This is a genomic window from Halorubrum sp. Ea1, from assembly GCF_002252965.1.
Classification (GTDB): Archaea; Halobacteriota; Halobacteria; order Halobacteriales; family Haloferacaceae; genus Halorubrum.
The window spans coordinates 1-21,431 of record NZ_NHPG01000073.1; the positions used below are offsets into that span (position 1 = coordinate 1).

The following is a 21,431-nucleotide window of genomic DNA, read 5'->3' on the forward strand; positions in this document are numbered from 1 at the left end:
GGAGTCTCGTGGGCTCGGAGATGTGTATAAGAAAGTGGCGTGAGGCTGCCAGGCGGTGCGGTCGGGTGGGACTCAAACGGGCAGCCGCCGGCGGCGTCGCCGCCGGCTGCCAGCGGCGCGAAGCGCCGCGCTGCCGCGAGGGCGAAGGCGGTCTTCATCGGTGACCTAGCGTCGACCGCGTACAGCCGATCGGCTGTGGATTTAGCGGTTTTCACCGCCGATCTAGAATCAACCACGTATAGACGAGCGGTCGAGGCTGCGAAGCCCGTCACCGCCGACTCCGAGATTCACAAGCGGATGTCGTATCCGAACCCGTCCTATCGCTCGCTCCGCACCGAGACGGTCTCCTGTTCGAACCCCTCCTCGTCGCCCCGCCAGCGCCACGAGCCGACGAACGGGTAGCCGTCCAGCGCGCAGATCACGTACGAGTGACCGGGCCAGGTCGCCCGCGCGGCGTCCGTCTCGCTCGGGTGCGTCGGGCCGGTCGGGTGCGAGTGGTAGAACCCCACCACGTCGAGCCCGTCGTCCTCGATCGCTTCGATGAGCTCGAACTGCTCCTCGGGGTCGATGAGATAGCGGATCTGGGGCGTGTCGGCGACGTTCTCCGCCTGATACGCCTCGGTGACGACGCTCGGCTCGCCGTCGGTGCCGTGGGTGCCGGCGAGCACGCCGCAGATCTCCGCCTCGCCGCCGCCGTACGCGTGGTACACGATGTCGTCGTACACGGCCCGTGAGAGTTCGATCATGGGCGAGCGAAGGCGACTCCGACCGATAAGTCCGTCCCGACCGGCAAAGGGCGCGCTCCGTCACAGGTAGCGGCAGTCGTTGACGGGCCGGGGGAGGGTTTTTCCCGCCGCGGTCGGAGTCACACCCATGAGCGACGCCCGAAGCGGGTCCCCGGCGCCGACCGCCGACGAGGCACTCCACACGACCCTCGACATGCCCTTCGACGACGCGGTCCCGTTCGTGCAGATCGAACACGAGCTCGCCGACTTCGAGACGGTGCAGGTGACGCGGCTCGATCAGATGATCGAGGGGATGCTCGGCCACGACGACGTCGAGCGGACGGCGCTCATCGTCGTCTGTCACCCCGAGATCGCGTTCGACGCGATCGAGATCGACCCCACGCTCGCCGGGATGCTCCCGTGCACCACCATCGTGTACGAGCGCGAGGGCGACGACTTGGTCCACGTCCACCACACGTCGGCGACGAAGGCGATCCGCGACCTCGGCTGCGCGCCCGCGGACTGCGGCGGCGCGGTCGACGACCTCGTCGAGAAGACCGGCGAGCTGATGACGGTCGTCTGGGAGAACATCGAAGAGCACGGTCGCGGGCGGCCGTCCGAGTAGGTCGCCGAACTCCCGGCCTCGGGCCCTCCCCGCTACAGCCCTTCGACGCGACGCAGCGCGTCGCGTACCTCTCCCGGCGTCTTGTAAGGGCCGCCCTGTACCCGGTGGTCGGGAAGGAGGATGGGGATCGGGTTCTCGTCCAGCGCCGTTCGCACGAGTCTGAGGTCGTCGGGGTCGTCCGCGTCGAGCGCCGCCAAGCGTGTGAGCCGACTCACGGACACCTCCTCGCCGTAGGGGACCGTCCGGAGCGCTTCGAGGACGTCGCGGCGGTCCGTCGGCACCGTGAGTCCGACGGCGACCTCGGCGAACTCGTCTCGCTCCCCGCGGACGTACGCGCCGATCCGGTCGAGGAGTTCGTGATCCGGCCTCGCGTCCGCCGGTATCTCCGCCGGGAACGACACCGAGATCACCCGTCCGCCGGCGAATCCGACCTCCACCGCGCGACCGAGGCCATCGAACTCGCGGGCGAAGACGCCCGACGCTCCCGTCGAATTCATACCCGTCATACGACGGCCCCGACGGTTAAAATGATGGGACGGACGGAGCGTCGCGTCGCCGACTCGGCCGCTCGTCCGTTCCGGGCGGGTCACGCCCGCAAGCCTTATGAACAGATACGTGCATTAGTGTACACTAATGGAGGATCCAACCGAGCTGGCCCCCGCGGTCAGGTCGATCCTGTCGGCGGCGCGCGAACGGGCGGCAGAGGGGCGTACCGACCGCGTCGCCGTCGACCCGCGCGACCTGCGCGCCGCGTTCGACCGGGCCGAAGAGGACGGTCGCGTGCCGGTCGTCGCGGAGGTCAAGCCGACGAGCCCCACCACGGACGGGACCCGCGAGGACGACCCCGTCGCGCTCGCCGAGGGGATGGTCGCGGGCGGCGCCGCCGCGCTGTCGGTGCTCACGGAGCCGGAGCACTTCGGCGGGAGCGTCGAGGTGCTCGACCGCGTGCGCGAGGCCGTCGACGTGCCGGTCCTCCGGAAGGACTTCGTCGTCGCCGAGCCCCAGCTAGACGCCGTCGAGAGCGACGTCGTCCTGCTGATCGCGCGGTTCGTCGGCGACGACCTCCCGGACCTGTTGGCCGCCGCCCGCGATCGCGGCTTTCAGGTCCTCGTCGAGGTCCACGACCGCGAGGAGCTGGCGCGGGCGCTCGACGCGGGCGCGACCGCGATAGGCGTGAACAACCGCGACCTCGCGGAGCTGGTCGTCGATCTCGGAACCTTCGAGTCCGTGGCGCCCCACGTCCCAGACGACGTGACGCTCATCGCCGAGAGCGGTGTCGGATCCCCCGCCGACGTCCGGCGGATGCGGGCGGCCGGCGCCGACGCGCTGCTCGTCGGGAGCGCGATCATGGACGGCGACGTCGAGGCGAACACGCGGGCGCTGACGCGGGCGGAGGCGGACGGCGAGGCAGAGACGGACGGCGAGGCTGAGGCGGACGAAGACGCGGAGACGGACGAAGACGCGGAGGCGGTCATCGACGAGACCACCGACACCACGGAGACACCCACATGAGCGAAACCGAATCATCGACGAGCGAGGTTGGAGAGCTTTCGCGCCGCCCGGGCCGCGAGCGCGGCCGAGAGGACGGGAAGTTCGGCCGCTACGGCGGCCAGTACGTCCCCGAGGCGCTGATGCCGGCGATCGAGGAACTGACCGACGCCTACGAGCGGTACGTCCTCGAGAACGAGGACGGCTTCATGGACGAGCTCCGCGAGCGGCTCGCGGACTTCGGGGGGCGCCCGATCCCGCTTCAGCGGGCCGACCGGCTCTCCGAGCGCTACGACACCGATGTCTACCTCAAGCGCGAGGACCTGCTCCACGGCGGCGCGCACAAGCTGAACAACGCGCTCGGGCAGGTCCTGCTGGCGAAGTACATGGGGAAAGAGCGGATCATCGCGGAGACGGGCGCGGGCCAGCACGGCACCGCGACCGCGATGGCGGCCGCCCACCTCGACATGCCCTGCGAGATATACATGGGCGAGCGCGACATCAACCGCCAGCGTCCGAACGTCTTCCGGATGAAGCTCAACGGCTCCGAGGTGAATCCGGTGACCGCGGGCCGGGGCACTCTGAAGGAGGCCATCTCGGAGACGATGCGCGACTGGGCGACCACCGTCGAGAACACCCACTACGTCATCGGGTCCATCGTCGGCCCGCACCCGTTCCCGGTGATGGTCCGCGACTTCCAGGCCGTCATCTCGGAGGAGGCGCGCGCGCAGACTATCGAGAAGACGGGCGCGCTCCCGACCGACGTGGTCGCCTGCGCCGGCGGCGGCTCGAACACGATGGGGACGTTCGCGGCGTTCGTCGACGACGAGGAGGTCGCACTTCACGCGGTCGAGGCCGGCGGCTCGACGCTGGAGGTCGACGAGGAGGCGGGCGTCGCCCCGAACTCCGCCTCGCTCTTCACCGGCGAAGAGGGCGTGCTCCACGGCGCGCGCACCAAGCTCCTGCAGGACTCCGACGGGCAGATCATGGAGAGCCACTCGATATCCTCCGGGCTCGACTACGCCGGCGTCGGTCCGGAGCTCGCGTACCTCGTCGACGAGGGCCGCGTGAATCCCGTCGCCGTCGACGACGACGTCGCGCTGGAGGGGTTCCACCGGCTCTCGCGCACGGAGGGGATCATCCCCGCGCTGGAGACGGCCCACGCCTTCGGCTTCTTAGAGGAGCACCACGAGGAGCTCGGCGAGCGCGTCGTCGTGAACGTCTCCGGGCGCGGCGACAAGGACCTCGACGCGGCCATCGAGGAGACGGACAAGCGCGACATCGACGAGGCGCCGGACATGTCGATGTTCACGGGGGGGATCTGAATGGCGGAGCGGACCGCGGAGTCGACGGCGAAGCCGGAGACGGGAAACTCGGCCGCGATAGCCGAGGCGTTCGCCGACGGCCCCGCATACGTCCCCTACCTCGCCGTCGGCGACCCCTCCTACGAGGCGTCGCTGGAGTACGTCCGCGCGCTCGACCGCGGCGGCGCCGACGTCATCGAGCTCGGACTCCCGTTCTCGGAGCCGATCGCCGAGGGGCCGACGATCCAGGGCGCCCTCGTGCGCTCGCTCGACGGCGGGATGACGCCTGACCGGTTCTTCGCGTTCGCCGAGGAGCTCGACGTCGACGCGCCGCTGGTCTGTATGACGTACTACAACCTGATTTACCAGTACGGAGAAGAGGCCGGTCCCCGTCCCTTCGTCGAGCGCGCCGCCGCGGCCGGCATCCAGGGGCTCGTCGTTCCGGACCTACCGGCGGAGGAGGCCGACCCGCTCCGGGAGGCCTGCGACGAGTTCGGCCTCGACCTCGTCTTCATCGTCGCGCCGACCACGGTCGGCGACCGGCTCGACCGGATCATGGGGCGCGTGTCGGGGTACGTCTATGTGCAGGCGCGGCTCGGGACGACCGGCGCGCGAGACGACGTCTCCGAGCAGACCACGGAGAGCCTCGACCGGCTCGCGGAGTACGACGTGCCGAAGGCCGTCGGGTTCGGCATCTCGGCGGGCGAGCACGCGGAGCGCATCGTCGCCGGCGGGGCCGACGGGATCATCGTCGGCTCGGCGCTCGTCGACATCGTCGCCGAGGGCGTCGAGGAGGATCTGCCCACCGACGAGGTCGCAGACCGGTTGGAGGCGCTCTCGCGGGAGCTGAAGGAGGGCGCCGAGCGCGGCCACGCCGCCCGCGTCGGCGCGGCGGAGTCGCGGTGACCGCGGGTTCGAGCCAATACGACCCCGAACGAAACCCACTTACCTGCGATTGCCACACTCTCACACAACGACCGAACCCATCATGACAGCAGGACTCTCGGCACGACTCGAACGCATCTCCACAAATGACCGGTACCTCATCGTCCCGATGGACCACGGGATCACGATGGGCGCCGTCGACGGCCTCGTCGACATCGAGTCGACGATCGACGGCGTCACGCGCGGCGGGGCGGACGCGGTCCTCACGCAGCGCGGCGTCGCCCCCCGCGTCCATCCGAACAAGAACGACGCGGGCTACATCGTCCACGTCAACGGGTCGACGACGATCGGCCCCGACGAGAGCGACAAGCGCGTCACCGCCACCGCCGAGGACGCGGTGCGCGCGGGCGCCGACGCGGTGTCGTTCCACATCAACGTCGGCTCCGACCACGAGCCCGACCAGATCGAAGAGCTGGCGGAGCTGACCGCCGACGCCGACCGCCTCGGCCTGCCGGTGCTCGCGATGGCCTACGCCCGCGGCCCCGGCGTCGACGAGACCGATCCGGAGTCGCTCGGGCACGCTGTCCGGCTGGCCGAGGAGCTCGGCGCCGACGTGGTGAAAACGGGGTACTCCGGCGACGGCGACTCCTTCGCCCGCGTCACGGAGTCGACCCGGCTGCCGGTCGTCATCGCCGGCGGGTCGAAGGGCACCGACCGCGAGACCGTCGAGATGGTGCGCGGCGCGATGGACGGCGACGCCGCCGGCGTCTCGATGGGACGGTCGATATTCCAGCACGAGGACCCCGAGGGGATCGCCCGCGCCGTCTCGGCGATCGTCCACGACGACGCGGACGTCGAGGAGGCGCTCCGAGCGGGCGGCTTCGTCGAGGCGTAAGGGGTCACGCAGCGCCGGCGGTCACCTCGCCCCGACGTTCTGCTCTCCCTCGAACGAGTCCGGATCGGGCTCGATGTCGGCGTACTGCACCGCGCGACGCCCGAGCGTGAGCGCTCGGTCGTCGAGGGCCTCATCGACCAGGTCACCGTCCTCGAACTGCGCGTGGGCGCGAGGAACGGCGACCTGATGCGGGATCACCCACGCGTTGAGCGCCCGACAGACGGAGCGGAGGTGTTCTAACGCGGTCACCGGGAAGCCGCCGCCGGCGACCGCGAGGAGGCCGACGGTCTTGTCCTCGAACTCCTCGAAGCCGCAGTAGTCGAGCGCCGTTTTCAGCGTCGAGGAGTACGAACCGTGGTACATCGGTGTCCCGAGGAGGACGGCGTCGGCCGCGCGGACCCGCGCGGTGAACGCGTCCGCGTCTCCCGCCGAACCGCGGTCGGCGTCGTACGTCGGCAGGTCGTACTCGCGGAGGTCGATCGGTTCCGGGGTCCCGCCCGCACGGCGGACTCCGTCGAGCGCGCGACCGACGGCCAGTCGCGTGTAGCTCGTCTCTCGGAGGCTCCCCGCGACGCCGACGACGCGTGGTGAGTCGGACATGGCTCACGCCACGCGCCATCGCCACTAATACGATCGGGGCGATCCGGTCTCGGGAAGCGACGCGACGCGGAGCGCCGCCGCGATCAGCAGGTGACGCTGACCCGCTCCTGCGGCTCCGGCTCCCCCACCGGCCCGTTCGGGTCGACCGTCTGCTCGACGTGGAAGACGGTCACGGACTCCACCGAGCCGTCCGTCCGCTCGCACGCGTACGCCGCCAGCGGTCGGTACTGCGTCTCCCCGGCGTACCGGATTCGGTGGCCGTACTGATGCCAGAGGGTCGTCGGATACGTGTCCGCCGCGTCCGGTGGACGGTCGAACGCGACCGGCCCGCCGTCCGACGCGTCGACCGTCGCCCCGGATTCGAGCGTCGCTCGGACGACGTACCAGCTGGAGGTGTCGGGCGGGTTGGGCGCGAAGAACGACCAGCTCACCTCCGAGAGCTCGCCGGCCGACTCCGACGCCGGCATGTCGACGAGCCCGACCCCCGCGGCCTGCCAGACCACGAGCGCGACGAAGACGCCCACGAGCAGGACGGCGGCCGCGACGCGGATCCCGCGACGCGCCCGCGACGTGACCGGAGACGCGGTTTCGGTCGCCCTTCCGTCGTCGCTTCGGTACGCCCGCTCTGGGAGCCGAGACGGCCCGGGGAGGTTCGACGCGAGCAACTCGACGGCGTCCCAGACCCTCGGCGGGAAAAACAGGAGCAGGACCGAGACCATGACGAACGGGAACACGCCGAGCCGCATCGTCGCGGCCATGCCGAGGTGCGCGGAGACGAACGCGAGGGCGACGCCGGTTCGCAGCCACCCGGTGGCGGCGACCAGCAGCACGGACGCCGAGAGGAGCGCGATCCAGAGCCAGTTTATCGCCGCGAGGACTGCGGTGTGGTCCGAGACGAACGGGCCGAACAGCACGACGAACTCCTCTATCTGGAAGATCCGCGGGACCGCGACGCCCGACATCCACGCGTCGCTCCGGTACTTGGAGACCACGTTGGCCGCGTAGATCGAGGCGATCGTCAGGAGGGTGACGGCGGTTCCGAGCGAACAGACCCGCTGACCGACGCCGCTCTCGCCCCCGTCAGACGCGCCTTCATCGGCGTCGTCGCGGTAACCGGGGTCGCTCGACCGGCCGGCACCGAGCGACCACCGGGCGTCGAGCGGGAGAAAGAGGCTCAAAAAGAGGAGTACTATCAGGATCGTGTTCCCGCCGTTGATCACGAACGGGTTGCGAGCGTAAAGCGACGCGAGCAGGACGAGGGAGAGACCCGTCGACGCTCGCGTTCGGTAGCCGACGAGCAGGCAGACGGCGGCGCACGCGCCGAGCGCGAGGAGCCCCGCTTGGACCCGCGCCAAGCCGGACGCCGCGTGGATCGAGACGGTCTCCAAGAACGGGTACAGCTCGGCGAGCGTCGAGCGCGGCAGGACGCCGTCATCGGTGTAGAACGCGCCCACCACCGGGAGGCGGTAGACGAGCAGGTCACCGAGGAGTAGGAGGGCCAGCCCGATCCGGAACGCGCCCAGCGCTCGCGGATCGATCCCGAGGTGCGGCGCGGCGCGCTCCCGGAGGGCCTCGCGCGCAGCGGCGTATCGGGACCCCGCGTTCGAGGGCCACCGGCGTGGTGTCTTCATTCGGGGGTGTACGTCCTACGATACAAGCTTAGTTATAAGTGCTTTGTCGTCTACGGGTCGTTGCGTCGCCAACGGCGGACGGTCCCGCCGCGCCGTCGACCGCGAATGACGCTCCCGTCGCGCAGTCGCCCGCAACGCGCGACCCTTCCGCAGTTTTCAAGCCCGCCCGCCGTGAGGTTCCGACAATGACACGCACGGTCTGGGTGAAAGCCGACGGGAGCGTCGGCGACTGGGAGGCGCGCAAGCGACGGATCACGACCGCCATCGAGGCCGGCGCGGACTGGGTACTCGTCGACGAGGCGGACGTGGGGCGCGTCCGCGAGCTTGGCGACGTCTCGGTCGCGGCGTTCCGCTCGGAGGCGGACGTCATCGACGACGCCGAGAGCGACGCCGAGGCCGACGCCTACTTCGTCGGCAAGGGCGGCGAGGGCGACGGGACGATCGACCTCCCGAACGACTTCTCCGGTTCCGCGGACCTCACGACGGTCCGCCGGAGCGACGACCGCGCCCAGGGCGTGTACGTCCGCGTGCTGGGGACCGAGTACGAGCGGTTCGCCGAGGAGGCGGCGGCGGACGCCGAGTACACGATCGTCGTCGGCGAGGACTGGTCGATCATCCCGCTGGAGAACCTGATCGCGCGGGTCGGCGAGGAGACGCACCTCGTCGCCGGCGCGACGACCGCGGCCGAGGCCCGGACCGCCTTCGAGACGCTGGAGATCGGCGCGGACGGCGTCCTCCTCGACAGCGACTCCCCCGACGAGATCCGGGGCGCGGTCGACGCCCGCGACGCCGCCGACCGCGAGACGCTCGACCTCCGACACGCCGAGGTGACCGCGGTCGAGCGCACCGGGATGGCCGACCGCGTCTGCATCGACACCGGCTCGCTGATGGACGACGACGAGGGGATGCTCGTCGGGTCGATGTCGCGCGGGCTCTTCTTCGTCCACGCCGAGACCGCGGAGTCGCCGTACGTCGAGTCGCGCCCCTTCCGCGTGAACGCCGGGGCCGTCCACGCCTACGTCCGCAACGCCGAGGGCGGCACGAACTACCTCGCGGAGCTCTCCAGCGGCGACGAGGTGCAGATCCTCGACACCGCGGGTCACACGCGCGAGGCGATCGTCGGGCGCGTGAAGATCGAGAAGCGACCGATGTTCCGGCTGCAGGCCGAACTGGAGACCGAGGACGGGGTCGATCGCGTGGAGACGCTCATCCAGAACGCCGAGACCGTGAAGGTGGCGACGAGCGACGGCAAGAAGGCCGTCACCGATCTCGAAGCCGGTGACGAGGCGCTCGTTTATTACGAGGACGTCGCGCGCCACTTCGGCGAGGCGGTCGAGGAGAGCATCATCGAGAAGTAGCGAGGCCGAGCAGCGAAACGTCGAGCGTCGCGGTAGCGGGACGGCGAACGAGGCCTTTTAAACTGATCCGCGTGTCGGTGATCGTCAAAAATGTCGCAACGAAAACCAATATGTTCTGCATGTTCCATCCGCTTCCATGGCAGTCATTCACGAGCATGACCGCGTGGAGGAGGCCAACTGGCTGGAGCGCGTCGCGCATCTCGCGCAAGCCGCCAACCCGGCGTTCGCGGCCGGGAGCGTCATTGTGCCGCTGTCGTTCGTCGCCGCCGGCGTCCTCCTCTCGAGCACGACACTCCTGTTTTATACCCACGTCGCCGCCGGCGCGGTCTGGTTCGGGTTCGCGCTGATCTTCCCGGCGGTCATCGGGCCGACCCTCGGCGGCCTCGATCGCGAGACCGCGGCGGACGTGACGACCGCGCTGACGCCGAAGGTCGTGTTCTTCGTGCTCGGGTTCTCCCTGACGACCGTCGTCTCGGGGACGATCCTGCTCGGGTCCGTCTTCGGACTCGGCTACGGGTTCTCCGGACGGTGGCCGACCCTCTCGCTGACGCTGGGCTGGGGACTCTTCGTCTTCGGGCTGCTCGTCCCGAACCGGATCCACCTGAGCGCGTACTACGAGAGCCGGTCGGCGGAGCCCGACGCCTCACGACTCGAGGCGATCGAGAAGCGGAATCTCGTCGTCGGACTCCTCGAGGCGGGCGCGATGCTCGCGATTATCGTGCTGATGACGGGGCTCCGGCTGGGGTGAAGCCCGCATAACCCACGAAACCGCGGAGACCGCCGAGAACGCGGAGACCTCAGTGCCTCAGAGGTCGTACAGCTCGCCGTACTTCTCCTCGACGTAGTCGGTGAACGCGTCGGCGGAGAACGCCTCGCCGGTGGCGCGTTTCACCAGCTCGTTCGTCTCGTAGCGCGAGCCGTGTCGATGGACGTTCTCGCCGAGCCACGACTGCAGCTCGTCGAAGTCGCCGTCGGCGATCTTCGCGTCGAGGTCGTCGATCTCCGCTTCGGCGGCCTCGAACAGCTGGGCGGCCATGACCGAGCCCAGCGAGTACGTCGGGAAGTAGCCGAAGTTGCCGTGGCTCCAGTGGATGTCCTGGAGACAGCCCTCGCTGTCGGTGTCGGGGCGGATCCCGAGGTACTCCTCGTACTTGTCGTTCCAGACCTCCGGGACGTCCTCGACCGCGAGGTCCCCGCGGATCAGGTCGCGCTCGATCTCGAACCGGACGATGATGTGGAGGTGGTAGGTGAGCTCGTCGGCCTCGACGCGGATGAGGTTGTCCTCGTGCACCTGGTTGAACGCCTCGTAGGCGTCCTCGACGCTCGCGTCTTCGGTCTGCGGGAACTGCTCTTGGAACCGCGGGAGGAACAGCTCCCAGAACGGTCGGCTCCGCCCGACGTGGTTCTCCCAGAGCCGCGACTGCGACTCGTGGACGGAGAGGTCGCGCGACTCGCCGAGCGGGGTGGCCCACTCCTCCCGCGGGAGCCCGAGGTTGTACTGCGCGTGGCCGTACTCGTGGATCGTCGAGCCGATCGCGCCGAGCGGGTCCGACTCGTCGAACCGGGTGGTCACGCGGCAGTCGAACTGGTTGCCGGAGGTGAACGGGTGCGAGGAGACGTCGAGCCGGCCGCGATCGAAGTCGTAGCCGAGGAGTTCGAGCGCCTCGCGGGCGAGTTCCTCCTGCTCGTCCTCGGGGAACGTGCCCTCGAACGTGTCGACGGCGAGGTCCGCGTCGGCGTCGCGGATCGCGTCGATCATGGGGACGAGCGTCTCGCGGAGCTCCTCGAGGATCGACTCGGCGCGGTCGATCGAGAGGCACGGCTCGTAGTCCTCGAAGAGGACCTCGTAGGGGTCGCGGTCGGGGTCGATGTGTTCGGCGTACTCCCGTTTGAGCTCGACGTGCTTCTCCAGGTACGGCGCGAACGTCTCGAACTCGTCCTCAGCTTTCGCCTCCTCCCACGCCTGCAGCGCCTCGGAGCCGGTCTCGGAGATCTCCTCGACGAGTTCGACCGGGACCGCGTCGGCGCGCTCGTACTCGCGGCGGACCTCGCGGACGACCGCCGCCCGCTCGTCGGAGAGGCCGGCGTCGTCGAGCTCGGCGAGCAGCTCGCCGGTCTCCTCGTCCGTGATCATGTCGTGGCGGATCGACGAGAGCGTCGACAGCTGCTTCGACCGGGCGGGGGTGCCGCCCTCGGGCATCATCACCTGTTGGTCCCACCCGAGCACGCCGGCGGCGCTCCCAACCGTGTTCCAGCGTCGAACGCGGTCCAGGAGGGCCTCGTACGCATCGGGGGCGTCGGTCGCGTCGTCGGCCGCGGCTTCCGTTGCCATACGTCACGGATCGGTCGCGTCGATTAAGAAGGGACCGAATCCGGAACGCCCCGGCCGGGTGAGCGCGACCTATTTCCGATCGGCCGCCGAACCGACGGTACCGAATGGAGACCGACGAGGACACCATCGACCTGCGATCCGACACCGTCACGACGCCCTCGGCCGAGATGCGCGAGGCGGCCGCGACCGCCGAGGTCGGCGACGACGTGTACCGCGACGACCCCGCGGTCAACGAGTTAGAGCGCCGCGCCGCCGAGGCGGTCGGGACCGAGGCCGCGCTGTACGTCCCCTCCGGGACGATGGCCAACCAGATCGCCGTCCACGTCCACACGGAGCCGGGGCAGGAGCTCCTCTTGGAGCGCGAGTCGCACATCTACCGGTGGGAGCTCGCCGGCGCGGCGAAGCTCTCGGGCGCGCAGACTCGCACGATCGACGCCGGCGACCGGTGCGTCCCGACCCCGAAGGAGGTTCGCGAGGGACTCGTGAGCGAGGACCTCCACCGGCCCGGGACCGGCCTCCTCTCGCTGGAGAACACCCACAACTACCGCGGGGGCGTCGCGGTGCCGGTCGAGGGGATCGCCGCGGCCGCCGACGTCGCCCGCGACGCCGACGTGCCGGTCCACCTCGACGGCGCCCGCGTGTTCAACGCGGCTGTCGCGCTCGGCGTCGACGCGAGCGACGTCGTCGACCCCGTCGACAGCGTCACCTTCTGCCTCTCGAAGGGGCTCGGCGCGCCCGTCGGCTCGATACTCGCGGGCGACGAGGCGTTCGTCGAGGCGGCCCGCCGCGTCCGGAAGCTGTTCGGCGGCGGGATGCGACAGGCCGGCATGATCGCCGCGCCCGGCCTCCTCGCCCTGGAGAACGTCGACCGGCTCGCGGACGACCACGCCAACGCCGAGCGGCTCGCCGCCGGGCTCGACGCGCTGGACGGGGTCGACGCGCCCGCGCCGGACACCAACATCGTCGTCGCGCACACCGAGGACGCCGGGATCCCCGCGTCGGACCTCGTCGAGGCCTGCAAGTCGGCCGGCGTCGGTTGCGTGGAGTTCGACGAGCACACGACGCGGTTCACCACGCACCTCGACGTCGACGAGGACGACGTCGACGCCGCGATCGACCGCATCGGCGACGCGGTCGCGACGCTGTCGGCCTGAGCCGGCGGACTCGAATTTCCGGCGCACACCACGGAAACGTTCAATTCGGCGGGCAAACAACGACGGGTTATGGAGCTGACACCCGTCGGTAGGAGCTCGCGGCCCGGGCGAACCGAGGTGGCCGGTGCCCGCCCCTGAGGTGGTCGGCGTCGACATCAGCGGCCGCCACGAGGAGGCGGGCGAGTACCTGATGGTCGCGGCCGCGGTCCACGCCCGGGTCGGCTCGACGCGGATCCGGTCGGTCGAGGGGATGGGCTTCGCCGCCGTGCGCGAGGGACCGACGCTCGACGCGACCCTCGGCCTCGTCGCGACCGCGGTCGGGAACCTGCCGGAGCCGCCGGACGGCCCGATCGTCGCCGAACACGGCGAGTTCTACGAGGAGCCCCCCGATCGAGTCGGGCTGAGCTTCCGACCCGAGTTTAAATACGTCGAGAGCATAGGAGAACGCGAAACAGTGCAGGCAGCACACCACGCCGCGTACGCCGCCCGAGACCTCCTCTTATGACCGGGAGCGTCGAGGGGGCGAGCGCCGACGGCGACGCCGAATCGGTCCCCCGAGAGCGGCGGGCGGTCGTCGCCAAGCGCGTCGACTCCGGCGACGCCGACCTGGCCGAGATCACCCAGCTCGCCGCGGCCGCGGGGTACGAGGTCGTCGGCGAACTCACCCAGACCCGCACCGAGGACGCCGCGTTCATGTTCGGGGAGGGAAAGGTCGCGCAGCTGCGCGACTTGGTCCGCCGGACCGACGCCGGCGCCGTCATCGTCGACAACGACGTCGGCCCGTACCAGACGTTCAATATCGGCGGGGAGCTCCCCGAGGGCGTCGAGGTGATCGACCGGTTCACGCTCATCCTCGAGATATTCGGTCAGCGCGCCAACACCCGGAAGGCGCAGCTCCAGGTCGAGCTCGCGGAGCTCCGGTACGAGCTCCCGCGCGCCGAGGCGAAGGCGAGCCTCGCGAAGCGCGACGAGCGCCCCGGCTTCATGGGGCTCGGCGAGTACGACGAGAGCGTCGAGCGCGACATCAAACGCCAGATCTCCGAGATACAGGACGAGCTGGAGTCGATCGCGGAGAAGGAAGAGGCGCGCCGCGAGCAGCGCCGCGACTCCGGCTTCGACCTGGTCGCGCTCGCGGGGTACACGAACGCCGGGAAGTCGACGCTGATGCGCCGGCTCGCGGCCGAGATCGACGTCGACGAGAACGCCGACCGACACCCCGACCTCGACACCACCGCCGAGTCGCAGGACATGCTGTTCACCACGCTCGGCACGACGACCCGCAGGGCCGAGATGGAGAAGCGAGACGTGCTGCTCACGGACACGGTCGGGTTCATCGCGGACCTTCCCCACTGGCTCGTGGAGTCGTTCGAGTCGACGCTCGACTCGGTCTACCGCGCCGACCTCGTGCTGCTCGTCGTCGACGCGAGCGAGCCGGTCGAGGACATGCGCGAGAAGCTCGTCACGAGCCACGACACCCTCTACGAGCGCAACGAGGCCCCCGTCGTGACCGTGTTCAACAAGGTCGACCGGCTCGCGCCCGGCGAGTTGGCCGATAAGCGCGGTGCGCTCTCCGGTGTCGCCCCCGACCCCGTCGCCGTCTCGGCGAAGACGGGCGCGGGCGTCGCGGAGCTCCGCGACCGCGTCGAAGACGAGCTCCCCGACTGGGAGCGCGAGCGGCTCGTCCTCCCGGTCTCCGACGAGGCGATGAGCCTCGTCTCGTGGATCCATGACCACGGCCACGTCGACGAGGAGTCGTACGCGAGCGACCAGGTGACCGTCGACTTCGAGGCCAAACCCTCGATCGTGGCCCGCGCGCGGTCGAAGGCGGCGGATCTCGCGCCCGCGGAGTCGACGTAGCCGACTCGCCGCCGACCGGGACCGCGGACAAAGTATACATTCCTCCACTTGCGAACGGGTATCATGGACGACGCCGGAGTCGACGGCCGACGGCGGGACCGCCCCGTCGCCGACGACGACGCCATCGAGCCGCCGACCGGGTTCCGCGAGCGGGCCGTGGCGAGCGACGCGGGGGTGTACGACGCGTTCGCGACCGAGGGGCCCGACGCCTGGCGGCGGGCCGCCGACCTCCTCGACTGGGAGCGACCGTACGAGAGGGTGCTCGACGACGGCGACCCGCCCTTCTACGAGTGGTTCCCGGACGGGCGGCTCAACGCCGCCGTCAACTGCGTCGACCGCCACCTCGACGAGCGGCGCAACCAGCTCGCGATTCGCTGGTTCGGCAAGCGTGGCGAGCGGCGGTCGTACACCTACCTCGACTTACACCGCGAAGTGAACGCGCTCGCGGCCGGCCTGCGGGAGCTCGGCGTCGAGGAGGACGACGTGGTGACGCTGTACCTCCCGATGGTTCCGGAGCTGCCGGTCGCGATGCTGGCGTGCGCCCGCATCGGCGCGCCGCACAACGTCGTCTTCGCGGGGCTCTCGGCGGAGGCGCTCGCGACCCGCCTCGACGCGGCCGACTCGTCGTACCTGATCACCTGCGACGGCTACTACCGCCGGGAGGACGCGTTCAACCAGAAGTCGAAGGCGGACAACGCGCGACTCCGGGCCGACGGCGACCTCGCGGCGACGGTCGTCGTCGACCGGCTGGGCGACGCGCTGGACGTGTCGCTCGGCGCCGACGAACACGCGTACGAGTCGCTCGTCGACGCGCACGACGGCGAGACGGTCGAGCCGGTCGCGCGCGACGCCACCGACCTCCTGTTCGTGATGTACACCTCGGGGACGACCGGCCGGCCGAAGGGCGTCGAACACGCGACCGGTGGCTACCTCGCGCACGTCGCCTGGACGACCCGGAACGTCCTCGACGTCCGCCCGTCGGACACCTACTGGTGCGCGGCCGACATCGGCTGGATCACGGGCCACTCGTACGGCGTGTACGGCCCGCTCTCCGTCGGGACGACGACCGTGCTGTACGAGGGCTCGCCGGACTACCCGGACCGGGACCGCGTGTGGGACCTCATCGAGCGCAACGCGGTCAGCGTCTTCTACACCTCCCCGACCGCGATCCGGTCGTTCATGAAGTGGGGCGCGGAGTACCCCGACCGCCACGACCTCTCGTCGATCCGGCTGTTGGGCACCGTCGGCGAGTCGATCACGCCGAAGGCGTGGCGCTGGTACCGCGACCACGTCGGCGGCGGCGAGGCGCCGATCGTGGACACGTGGTGGCAGACGGAGACGGGCGCCATCGCGCTCGCGACGCTGCCCGGGATCACGCCCATGAAACCGGGGAGGGTCGGGCCGCCCCTGCCCGGGATCGACGCGCGCGTCGTCGACGAGGACGGCGAGCCGGTGGACCCGGGCGAGCCGGGCTACCTCACGATCGGGTCGCCGTGGCCCGGCATGCTCCGCGGGCTCCGCGAGGGTGACGAGCGCTACCGCCGGGAGTACTGGGTCGAGGCCGAGGACGGGTGGCGGTACCGGACCGGCGACGGCGCGACGGTCGACGAGGACGGCTACGTAACCATTCTCGGTCGCGTCGACGACGTGATCAACGTCCGGGCGCAGCGGTTCAACACGGCCGAGCTGGAGTCGGCGATCGTCGGCGTCGAAGGGGTCACCGAGGCCGCGGTCGTCGGCGACGACGACGGCGACGTCGTCGCTTACGTGACCACTCGGAGCGACGTCGAGCCCGGCGAGCCGCTCAGGACGGCGATCGGCGAGGAGCTGGCCCGCGAGGTCGGCGACCTCGCCCGCGCGGACCGGATCGTGTTCACCCCCGACCTCCCGAAGACGCGCTCGGGCAAGATCATGCGCCGCCTGCTCGAAGACATCGCGCGCGGCGAGGAGTTCGGCGACGTCAGCGCCCTCCGGAACCCTGAGGTCGTCGGAGAGATCGAGTCCGCCGTTCGAAGTGAGTAACCGAATACGGTTCCCAAACACCGCTTTCGAAATTTCTTAAGGATCCATAAGCGTGGCCGCCGAAGCGTCGGTATGGGAACGCTGGTCTCGCGGTCCGCGCTTCACGACCGGAGGCGCGCGGTCGCCAAGACGCACTGTTACCGCGCGTTCATGGTCATGATCACCGTGACCGTGGCGTGGGCGATCGTCGGCGACGTCGGCGACGCCGTGAACATCGGGCTGGTGACCAACGCCCTCAAGACCGCGACTTACTACGCCTACGAGCGCCTGTGGGACCACGTCGCGTGGGGCGTCGCCGACGGCGTCTGAGTCGGCCGCCCGGTCGCGGCGGTCTCGGCGGCCTCGGCAGGGGCGGACCGCGGGTGCTCGGGCGGATCCCCGTCGTCCGGGGCGCACCGCCTTCGGGCTGACCGCTCGACGGCTATTTCGGGTACTGTCTGAAGACCGAAATTCTGACCGTCCATAAGGTGCGATCAGAGCGGTCGGTCGACCGCGTCGGCTGAAGTTCGCCTTGCAGACCGCGCGAGGCGACTAAAGGGGGAAGATTTTTCTTTCGGGTTTCTGTCTACTTACGAAACAAATGGTCGACGGCCTCGACGGCGACGCCTACGACGCGCTCCTGACCGCCGCGGAGACGTACCGCGCCGCGGTCGTGGTTCGCCTCGCCGGCGAGGCCGGGCTCCGAACCGGCGAGATCACCCGCGTCGCGCCGCGGGATCTCCGGGACTCGGGCGTCGCCTCCGGCGCGTCCCTCCTCGCCGTCCCGGACGGCTCGGGAACCGACGGCGAGGCCGAAGGGGAGCCGACGAACGGCGCCGAGTCGACGGTGGCGATCGACCGCGAGACAGTCGTCCCCGCCTCGCTGGCGTCCGAGCTCCGCCGGTACGCCGAGAGCGAGGGACTCGACGACGCGGAGCCGTTCGTGGGCGTGTCGCCCCGGCGCGTCCAGATGATCGTGTCCGAGACGGCCGAGCGGGCGGCGGCGCGGACCGACGGCGCGGTGCCGGCCGACGTCACGCCGAGCGATCTCCGGGAGACGTTCGCGCGCCGGCTCCTCGTCGATCGGGGCGTCGACCCGCACGCCGTGCGCGAGGCCGGCGGCTGGGAGACCCTCGGCACGCTCGACGAGTTCCTCGGCCCGCTCGACGGGCGGGAGATCGCCGAGGCGTTCGCCCCCGCCGGGGGCGCCGAAGCCGGCGGTACCGGCGCTCCGGATCCGGACGCGGGCGGACGGGCCCCGAGCGCGCTCGGCGGATTCGAGGCCCTCGCCGACGGCGAGGCGAGGGAATCGCCGCTCGCCGCGGTCCCGGAGCGACTGGTCGAGTCCGGTCGGTGGGCCGAGGCGTGGGTGGTCCGCGGATCGGTCGACGACGGCCGGGCGGAGGTCGTGGGAGCAGCCGGGGTCGACCGAGAGGTCCTCGTCGACCGCGGCGTCACGCGGGAGGGGCCGTGGCTCGGCGCGGTCGAGGACGGCGAGCCGGTCCTGACGGACGGGGAGCCCACCGCCGGCGGCCGGCCCGGGATCGCCGTCCCCGCCGGCTACCGGGACGTGACGCACGGCGCGCTCTGCGTCGTCGCCGACGACGGCGCGCCCGTGTCGGACGTCGAGCGGCGGGAGCTGGTCGCGCTCGGGCGCTGTCTCGGCTGGGCGGTGACGGCGGGCCGGTGGCGCGACCTCCTGCACTCCGACGCCGTCACCGAGGTGGAGTTCCACACCGCCGACGACGGAGCGTTCCTCGCCCGCGCGAGCGCCGCCCTCGGCTGTGCGATAGAACTCGACTCCACCGTCGGCGTCACCGACGAGGCCTCGCGGCTCTACCTCTCCGTCGCTGGCGCGAGGCCCCAGGGCGTCGCCGACGTCGTCGACGGCGCGGACGGCGTCTCTGACCTCCGGGTGACCGAGACGCGCGAGGACGGCTGTTCGGCCTCGGTCCGCGTCGAGGGAGGGTCGGCGGTCCGGACGCTCACCGAACACGGCGCGACGGTCCGCGAGGCGACCGCGGAGGACGGTCGCGTCCGCGTCGTCGCCGACCTCCCCGGGGGCGCCGACGTCAGACCGGTGGCCGACGGGCTCCGCGCGGCCTTCGACGACGCCCGCCTCGCGAGCAAGGAGTCCGTCGTCCGGGCGTCACGGCCGGAGTCGTCGTTCCGCGAGGGGGTCGCGGACCGCTTCACCGACCGCCAGTGGGCCGCGCTGTCGGCCGCGTACCACGGCGGCTACTTCGACTGGCCGCGGGAGAGCACCGCCGAGGAGGTCGCCGACGCGATGGAGGTCTCCTCCCCGACGTTCCACAACCACCTCCGGAAGGCCCAGCGCGCCCTGCTCGACGGCCTCTTCGACGAGGAGTACCGAGAGCGCCGTTGACGCGACCCACGCGAATCGTTTATATTGGGGTTCGAGAGCGCGACGCGGACGGGACGGAGCCGGGCAACGCGCCGCGTATTCATCATGATTTTTCGTATTTAGCGTCAGCGTTTATATGCCGAGATCGGTTGGATACGACCGTACCATGACAGAGGGTGACGGTCAACTGGAAGCGAGACTTGAAGAGCAGGAGGTGTTCGAGCCGCCCGAGTCGTTCGCGGCGCAGGCGAACGTCTCCGACCCCGAGATCTACGAGACGTTCGAGGAGAACTGGCCGCAGTGCTGGCAGGCCGCGGCCGACCTCCTCGACTGGGAGTCCGACTACGACCAGGTGCTGGACGACAGCGACCCGCCCTTCTACGAGTGGTTCACCGGCGGCGAGCTGAACGCGTCCGCCAACTGCCTCGACCGACACCTCGACGAGCGCGGCGACGAGGCCGCGATCGAGTGGGTCGGCGAGCCGGTCGACGAGGACGACCGCACGTACACGTACGCGGAGCTCCACCGCGAGGTGAACGAGTTCGCGGCCGCCCTCCGCGATCAGGGCGTCGAGGAGGACGACGTCGTGACGATGTACATGCCGATGATCCCGGAGCTACCGGTCGCGATGCTGGCGTGCGCCCGCATCGGCGCGCCCCACAGCGTCGTGTTCGCCGGGTTCTCGGCCGACGCGCTCGCGACGCGGATGAACTCCGCGGAGTCGGAGTACCTCGTCACCTGCGACGGCTACTACCGCCGCGGCGACCCCCTCGACCACCTCGACAAGGCGAACGAGGGGCTCGCGGGCGTCGACCACGACACCACGACCGTCGTCGTCGACCGGCTCGGGCCGAACGGCGACGACTTCGGTCACGACCTCGGCGACGACCAGCTCGATTACGGCGACCTCGTGGCCGAGCACGAGGGCGCGGAGGTGGAGCCTGTCACCCGCGACGCCGAGGACATGCTGTTCCTGATGTACACCTCGGGGACGACGGGACAGCCGAAGGGGGTGAAACACACGACCGGCGGCTACCTCTCGTGGGTGTCGTGGACCTCGCAGTCGGTCCTCGACATCAAGCCGGATGACACGTACTTCTGCTCGGCCGACATCGGCTGGATCACGGGTCACTCCTACATCGTCTACGGGCCGCTCGCGCTCGGGACGACGACGATGATGTACGAGGGGACGCCGGACCACCCCGAACAGGACCGCCTCTGGGAGATCGTCGACGAGCACGACGCGACCCAGCTGTACACGGCGCCGACGGCGATCCGCGCGTTCATGAAGTGGGGCTCGGAGTACCCGGACCGCCACGACCTCTCCTCGCTGCGGCTGCTCGGGACTGTCGGCGAGCCGATCAACCCGCGGGCGTGGAAGTGGTACTACCAGCACATCGGCGACGAGGAGTGCCCCATCGTCGACACGTGGTGGCAGACGGAGACCGGCGGGATGATGATCACGACCTTACCCGGGATCAAGGACATGAAGCCCGGGGCGGCGGGCCCGCCGCTGCCGGGGCTGGACGTCCAGATCCTCGACACGCTCGGCGACGAGGTAGAGCCGGGGAAGGCCGGCTACCTCACGGTACAGAAGCCGTGGCCCGGCATGCTCCGGACGCTGTACAACAACGACGAGCGCTACATCGACGAGTACTGGGCGGAGTACTCCGACACCGACAGCGACGACCCCGAGGACTGGGTGTACTTCCCGGAGGACGGGGCGAAGATCGACGAGGACGGGTACATCACCGTCCTCGGCCGCGTGGACGACGTGTTGAACGTCTCCGGCCACCGGCTGGGGACGATGGAGATCGAGTCCGCCATCGTCGGCGTCGAGGGGGTCGCGGAGGCCGCCGTCGTCGGTGGCAACCACGAGATCAAAGGGGAGGCCGTCTACGCGTACGTGACGACCGAGGACGGGTACGAGGGCAACGAGGAGCTCCGCGACGCGATCGTCGCCGGCGTCGAGGACGCCATCGGCCCGATCGCCCGGCCGGAGCAGGTCGTGTTCACGCCCGACCTGCCGAAGACGCGCTCGGGCAAGATCATGCGGCGCCTGTTGGAGAACATCGCCGACGGCGAGGAGCTCGGAAACACGAGCACGCTCCGGAACCCGGAGATCGTCGAGGAGATCCAGCGGAAGGCAGAGGGCGAGTAGCCGCTCACCGGCCTCGTTTTCGACACGCAACCGGTACCGGAGCACGCCGA

20 protein-coding genes are annotated in these 21,431 nt (G+C 70.3%); 14 read left to right on the plus strand and 6 right to left on the minus strand.

The window, feature by feature from the left end:
- Together DJ73_RS20620 and DJ73_RS09235 are read right to left on the minus strand one after the other, a co-directional pair.
- On the minus strand, positions 1–272 hold a 272-nt coding region (locus DJ73_RS20620; protein WP_217900437.1), incomplete at its 3' end, for a hypothetical protein.
- 45 nt (positions 273–317) lie between these two features.
- Entirely contained in the window at positions 318–746 is a 429-nt protein-coding gene (locus DJ73_RS09235) for a desampylase (RefSeq protein ID WP_094525486.1), read from the minus strand.
- A gap of 127 nt (positions 747–873) precedes the next feature.
- On the opposite strand from DJ73_RS09235, the gene DJ73_RS09240 reads away from it, so the two are divergent.
- Entirely contained in the window at positions 874–1,350 is a 477-nt protein-coding gene (locus DJ73_RS09240) for a DUF302 domain-containing protein (RefSeq protein WP_094525487.1), read from the plus strand.
- Between the two features lie 32 nt (positions 1,351–1,382).
- Here DJ73_RS09240 and DJ73_RS09245 read toward each other — a convergent pair whose 3' ends face one another.
- Entirely contained in the window at positions 1,383–1,847 is a 465-nt protein-coding gene (locus tag DJ73_RS09245; protein ID WP_094525488.1) for an MGMT family protein, read from the minus strand.
- 136 nt (positions 1,848–1,983) lie between these two features.
- Between DJ73_RS09245 and trpC the strand changes: the two genes are divergently transcribed.
- The 4 genes from trpC (at position 1,984) to DJ73_RS09265 (ending at position 5,922) form a co-directional block, all read left to right on the plus strand.
- The gene (trpC, locus tag DJ73_RS09250) at positions 1,984–2,862 is read left to right on the plus strand and encodes an indole-3-glycerol phosphate synthase (protein ID WP_094557825.1); all 879 of its coding nucleotides are present in this window, start codon (positions 1,984–1,986) and stop codon (positions 2,860–2,862) included.
- Entirely contained in the window at positions 2,859–4,163 is a 1,305-nt protein-coding gene (gene trpB / locus DJ73_RS09255; protein ID WP_094525490.1) for a tryptophan synthase subunit beta, read from the plus strand. The genes trpC and trpB overlap by 4 nt, the downstream gene beginning before the upstream one ends.
- Complete coding sequence (trpA, locus tag DJ73_RS09260) at positions 4,164–5,048, plus strand: tryptophan synthase subunit alpha (protein ID WP_094525491.1); 885 nt, start codon at positions 4,164–4,166, stop codon at positions 5,046–5,048. It begins immediately after the preceding gene.
- An 82-nt stretch (positions 5,049–5,130) separates the two neighbouring features.
- Positions 5,131–5,922 (plus strand): 2-amino-3,7-dideoxy-D-threo-hept-6-ulosonate synthase, encoded by a 792-nt coding sequence (locus tag DJ73_RS09265; protein WP_094525492.1) that lies wholly within the window; start codon positions 5,131–5,133, stop codon positions 5,920–5,922.
- Positions 5,923–5,943: 21 nt separating this feature from the next.
- Here the strand turns inward: DJ73_RS09265 and DJ73_RS09270 are convergent, their stop codons facing one another.
- Both DJ73_RS09270 and DJ73_RS09275 read right to left on the minus strand, forming a co-directional pair.
- Positions 5,944–6,522, minus strand: a complete 579-nt coding sequence (locus DJ73_RS09270) for an NADPH-dependent FMN reductase (protein WP_094525493.1) — start codon at positions 6,520–6,522, stop codon at positions 5,944–5,946.
- Positions 6,523–6,605: 83 nt separating this feature from the next.
- Positions 6,606–8,153, minus strand: a complete 1,548-nt coding sequence (locus DJ73_RS09275) for an HTTM domain-containing protein (protein WP_094557826.1) — start codon at positions 8,151–8,153, stop codon at positions 6,606–6,608.
- Positions 8,154–8,338: 185 nt separating this feature from the next.
- Between DJ73_RS09275 and DJ73_RS09280 the strand changes: the two genes are divergently transcribed.
- Both DJ73_RS09280 and DJ73_RS09285 read left to right on the plus strand, forming a co-directional pair.
- Positions 8,339–9,511 carry a 3-dehydroquinate synthase II gene (locus tag DJ73_RS09280; protein ID WP_094525495.1) on the plus strand — a complete coding sequence of 391 codons (1,173 nt, stop codon included), beginning with the start codon at positions 8,339–8,341 and terminating at the stop codon, positions 9,509–9,511.
- A gap of 136 nt (positions 9,512–9,647) precedes the next feature.
- Positions 9,648–10,259: a hypothetical protein gene (locus DJ73_RS09285; protein WP_094525496.1), complete on the plus strand. Its 612-nt coding sequence runs from the start codon at positions 9,648–9,650 to the stop codon at positions 10,257–10,259.
- Positions 10,260–10,316: 57 nt separating this feature from the next.
- Here the strand turns inward: DJ73_RS09285 and DJ73_RS09290 are convergent, their stop codons facing one another.
- Positions 10,317–11,843, minus strand: a complete 1,527-nt coding sequence (locus DJ73_RS09290) for a carboxypeptidase M32 (RefSeq protein ID WP_094557827.1) — start codon at positions 11,841–11,843, stop codon at positions 10,317–10,319.
- A gap of 104 nt (positions 11,844–11,947) precedes the next feature.
- Between DJ73_RS09290 and DJ73_RS09295 the strand changes: the two genes are divergently transcribed.
- The 7 genes from DJ73_RS09295 to acs (DJ73_RS09325) all read left to right on the plus strand — a co-directional run bounded on the left by DJ73_RS09295 (position 11,948) and on the right by acs (DJ73_RS09325) (position 21,381).
- On the plus strand, positions 11,948–12,997 hold the full coding sequence (locus tag DJ73_RS09295) for a low specificity L-threonine aldolase (protein WP_094525498.1): 1,050 nt from the start codon (positions 11,948–11,950) through the stop codon (positions 12,995–12,997).
- Positions 12,998–13,136: 139 nt separating this feature from the next.
- Positions 13,137–13,502 (plus strand): DUF2209 family protein, encoded by a 366-nt coding sequence (locus DJ73_RS09300; RefSeq protein ID WP_094526847.1) that lies wholly within the window; start codon positions 13,137–13,139, stop codon positions 13,500–13,502.
- Positions 13,499–14,854 carry a GTPase HflX gene (hflX, locus tag DJ73_RS09305; protein WP_094525499.1) on the plus strand — a complete coding sequence of 452 codons (1,356 nt, stop codon included), beginning with the start codon at positions 13,499–13,501 and terminating at the stop codon, positions 14,852–14,854. Before DJ73_RS09300 ends, hflX begins: the two co-directional genes overlap by 4 nt.
- 63 nt (positions 14,855–14,917) lie before the next feature.
- Complete coding sequence (gene acs / locus DJ73_RS09310) at positions 14,918–16,876, plus strand: acetate--CoA ligase (RefSeq protein ID WP_094525500.1); 1,959 nt, start codon at positions 14,918–14,920, stop codon at positions 16,874–16,876.
- Between the two features lie 72 nt (positions 16,877–16,948).
- Positions 16,949–17,185, plus strand: coding sequence for a DUF2061 domain-containing protein (locus tag DJ73_RS09315; protein ID WP_094525501.1), 237 nt, complete (start codon positions 16,949–16,951; stop codon positions 17,183–17,185).
- A 271-nt stretch (positions 17,186–17,456) separates the two neighbouring features.
- A complete protein-coding gene (locus DJ73_RS09320; RefSeq protein WP_094557828.1) occupies positions 17,457–19,241 on the plus strand; it encodes a bacterio-opsin activator domain-containing protein in 1,785 nt (594 codons plus the stop codon).
- A gap of 145 nt (positions 19,242–19,386) precedes the next feature.
- The gene (gene acs / locus DJ73_RS09325) at positions 19,387–21,381 is read left to right on the plus strand and encodes an acetate--CoA ligase (RefSeq protein WP_094525503.1); all 1,995 of its coding nucleotides are present in this window, start codon (positions 19,387–19,389) and stop codon (positions 21,379–21,381) included.
- Positions 21,382–21,431: the final 50 nt, after the last annotated feature.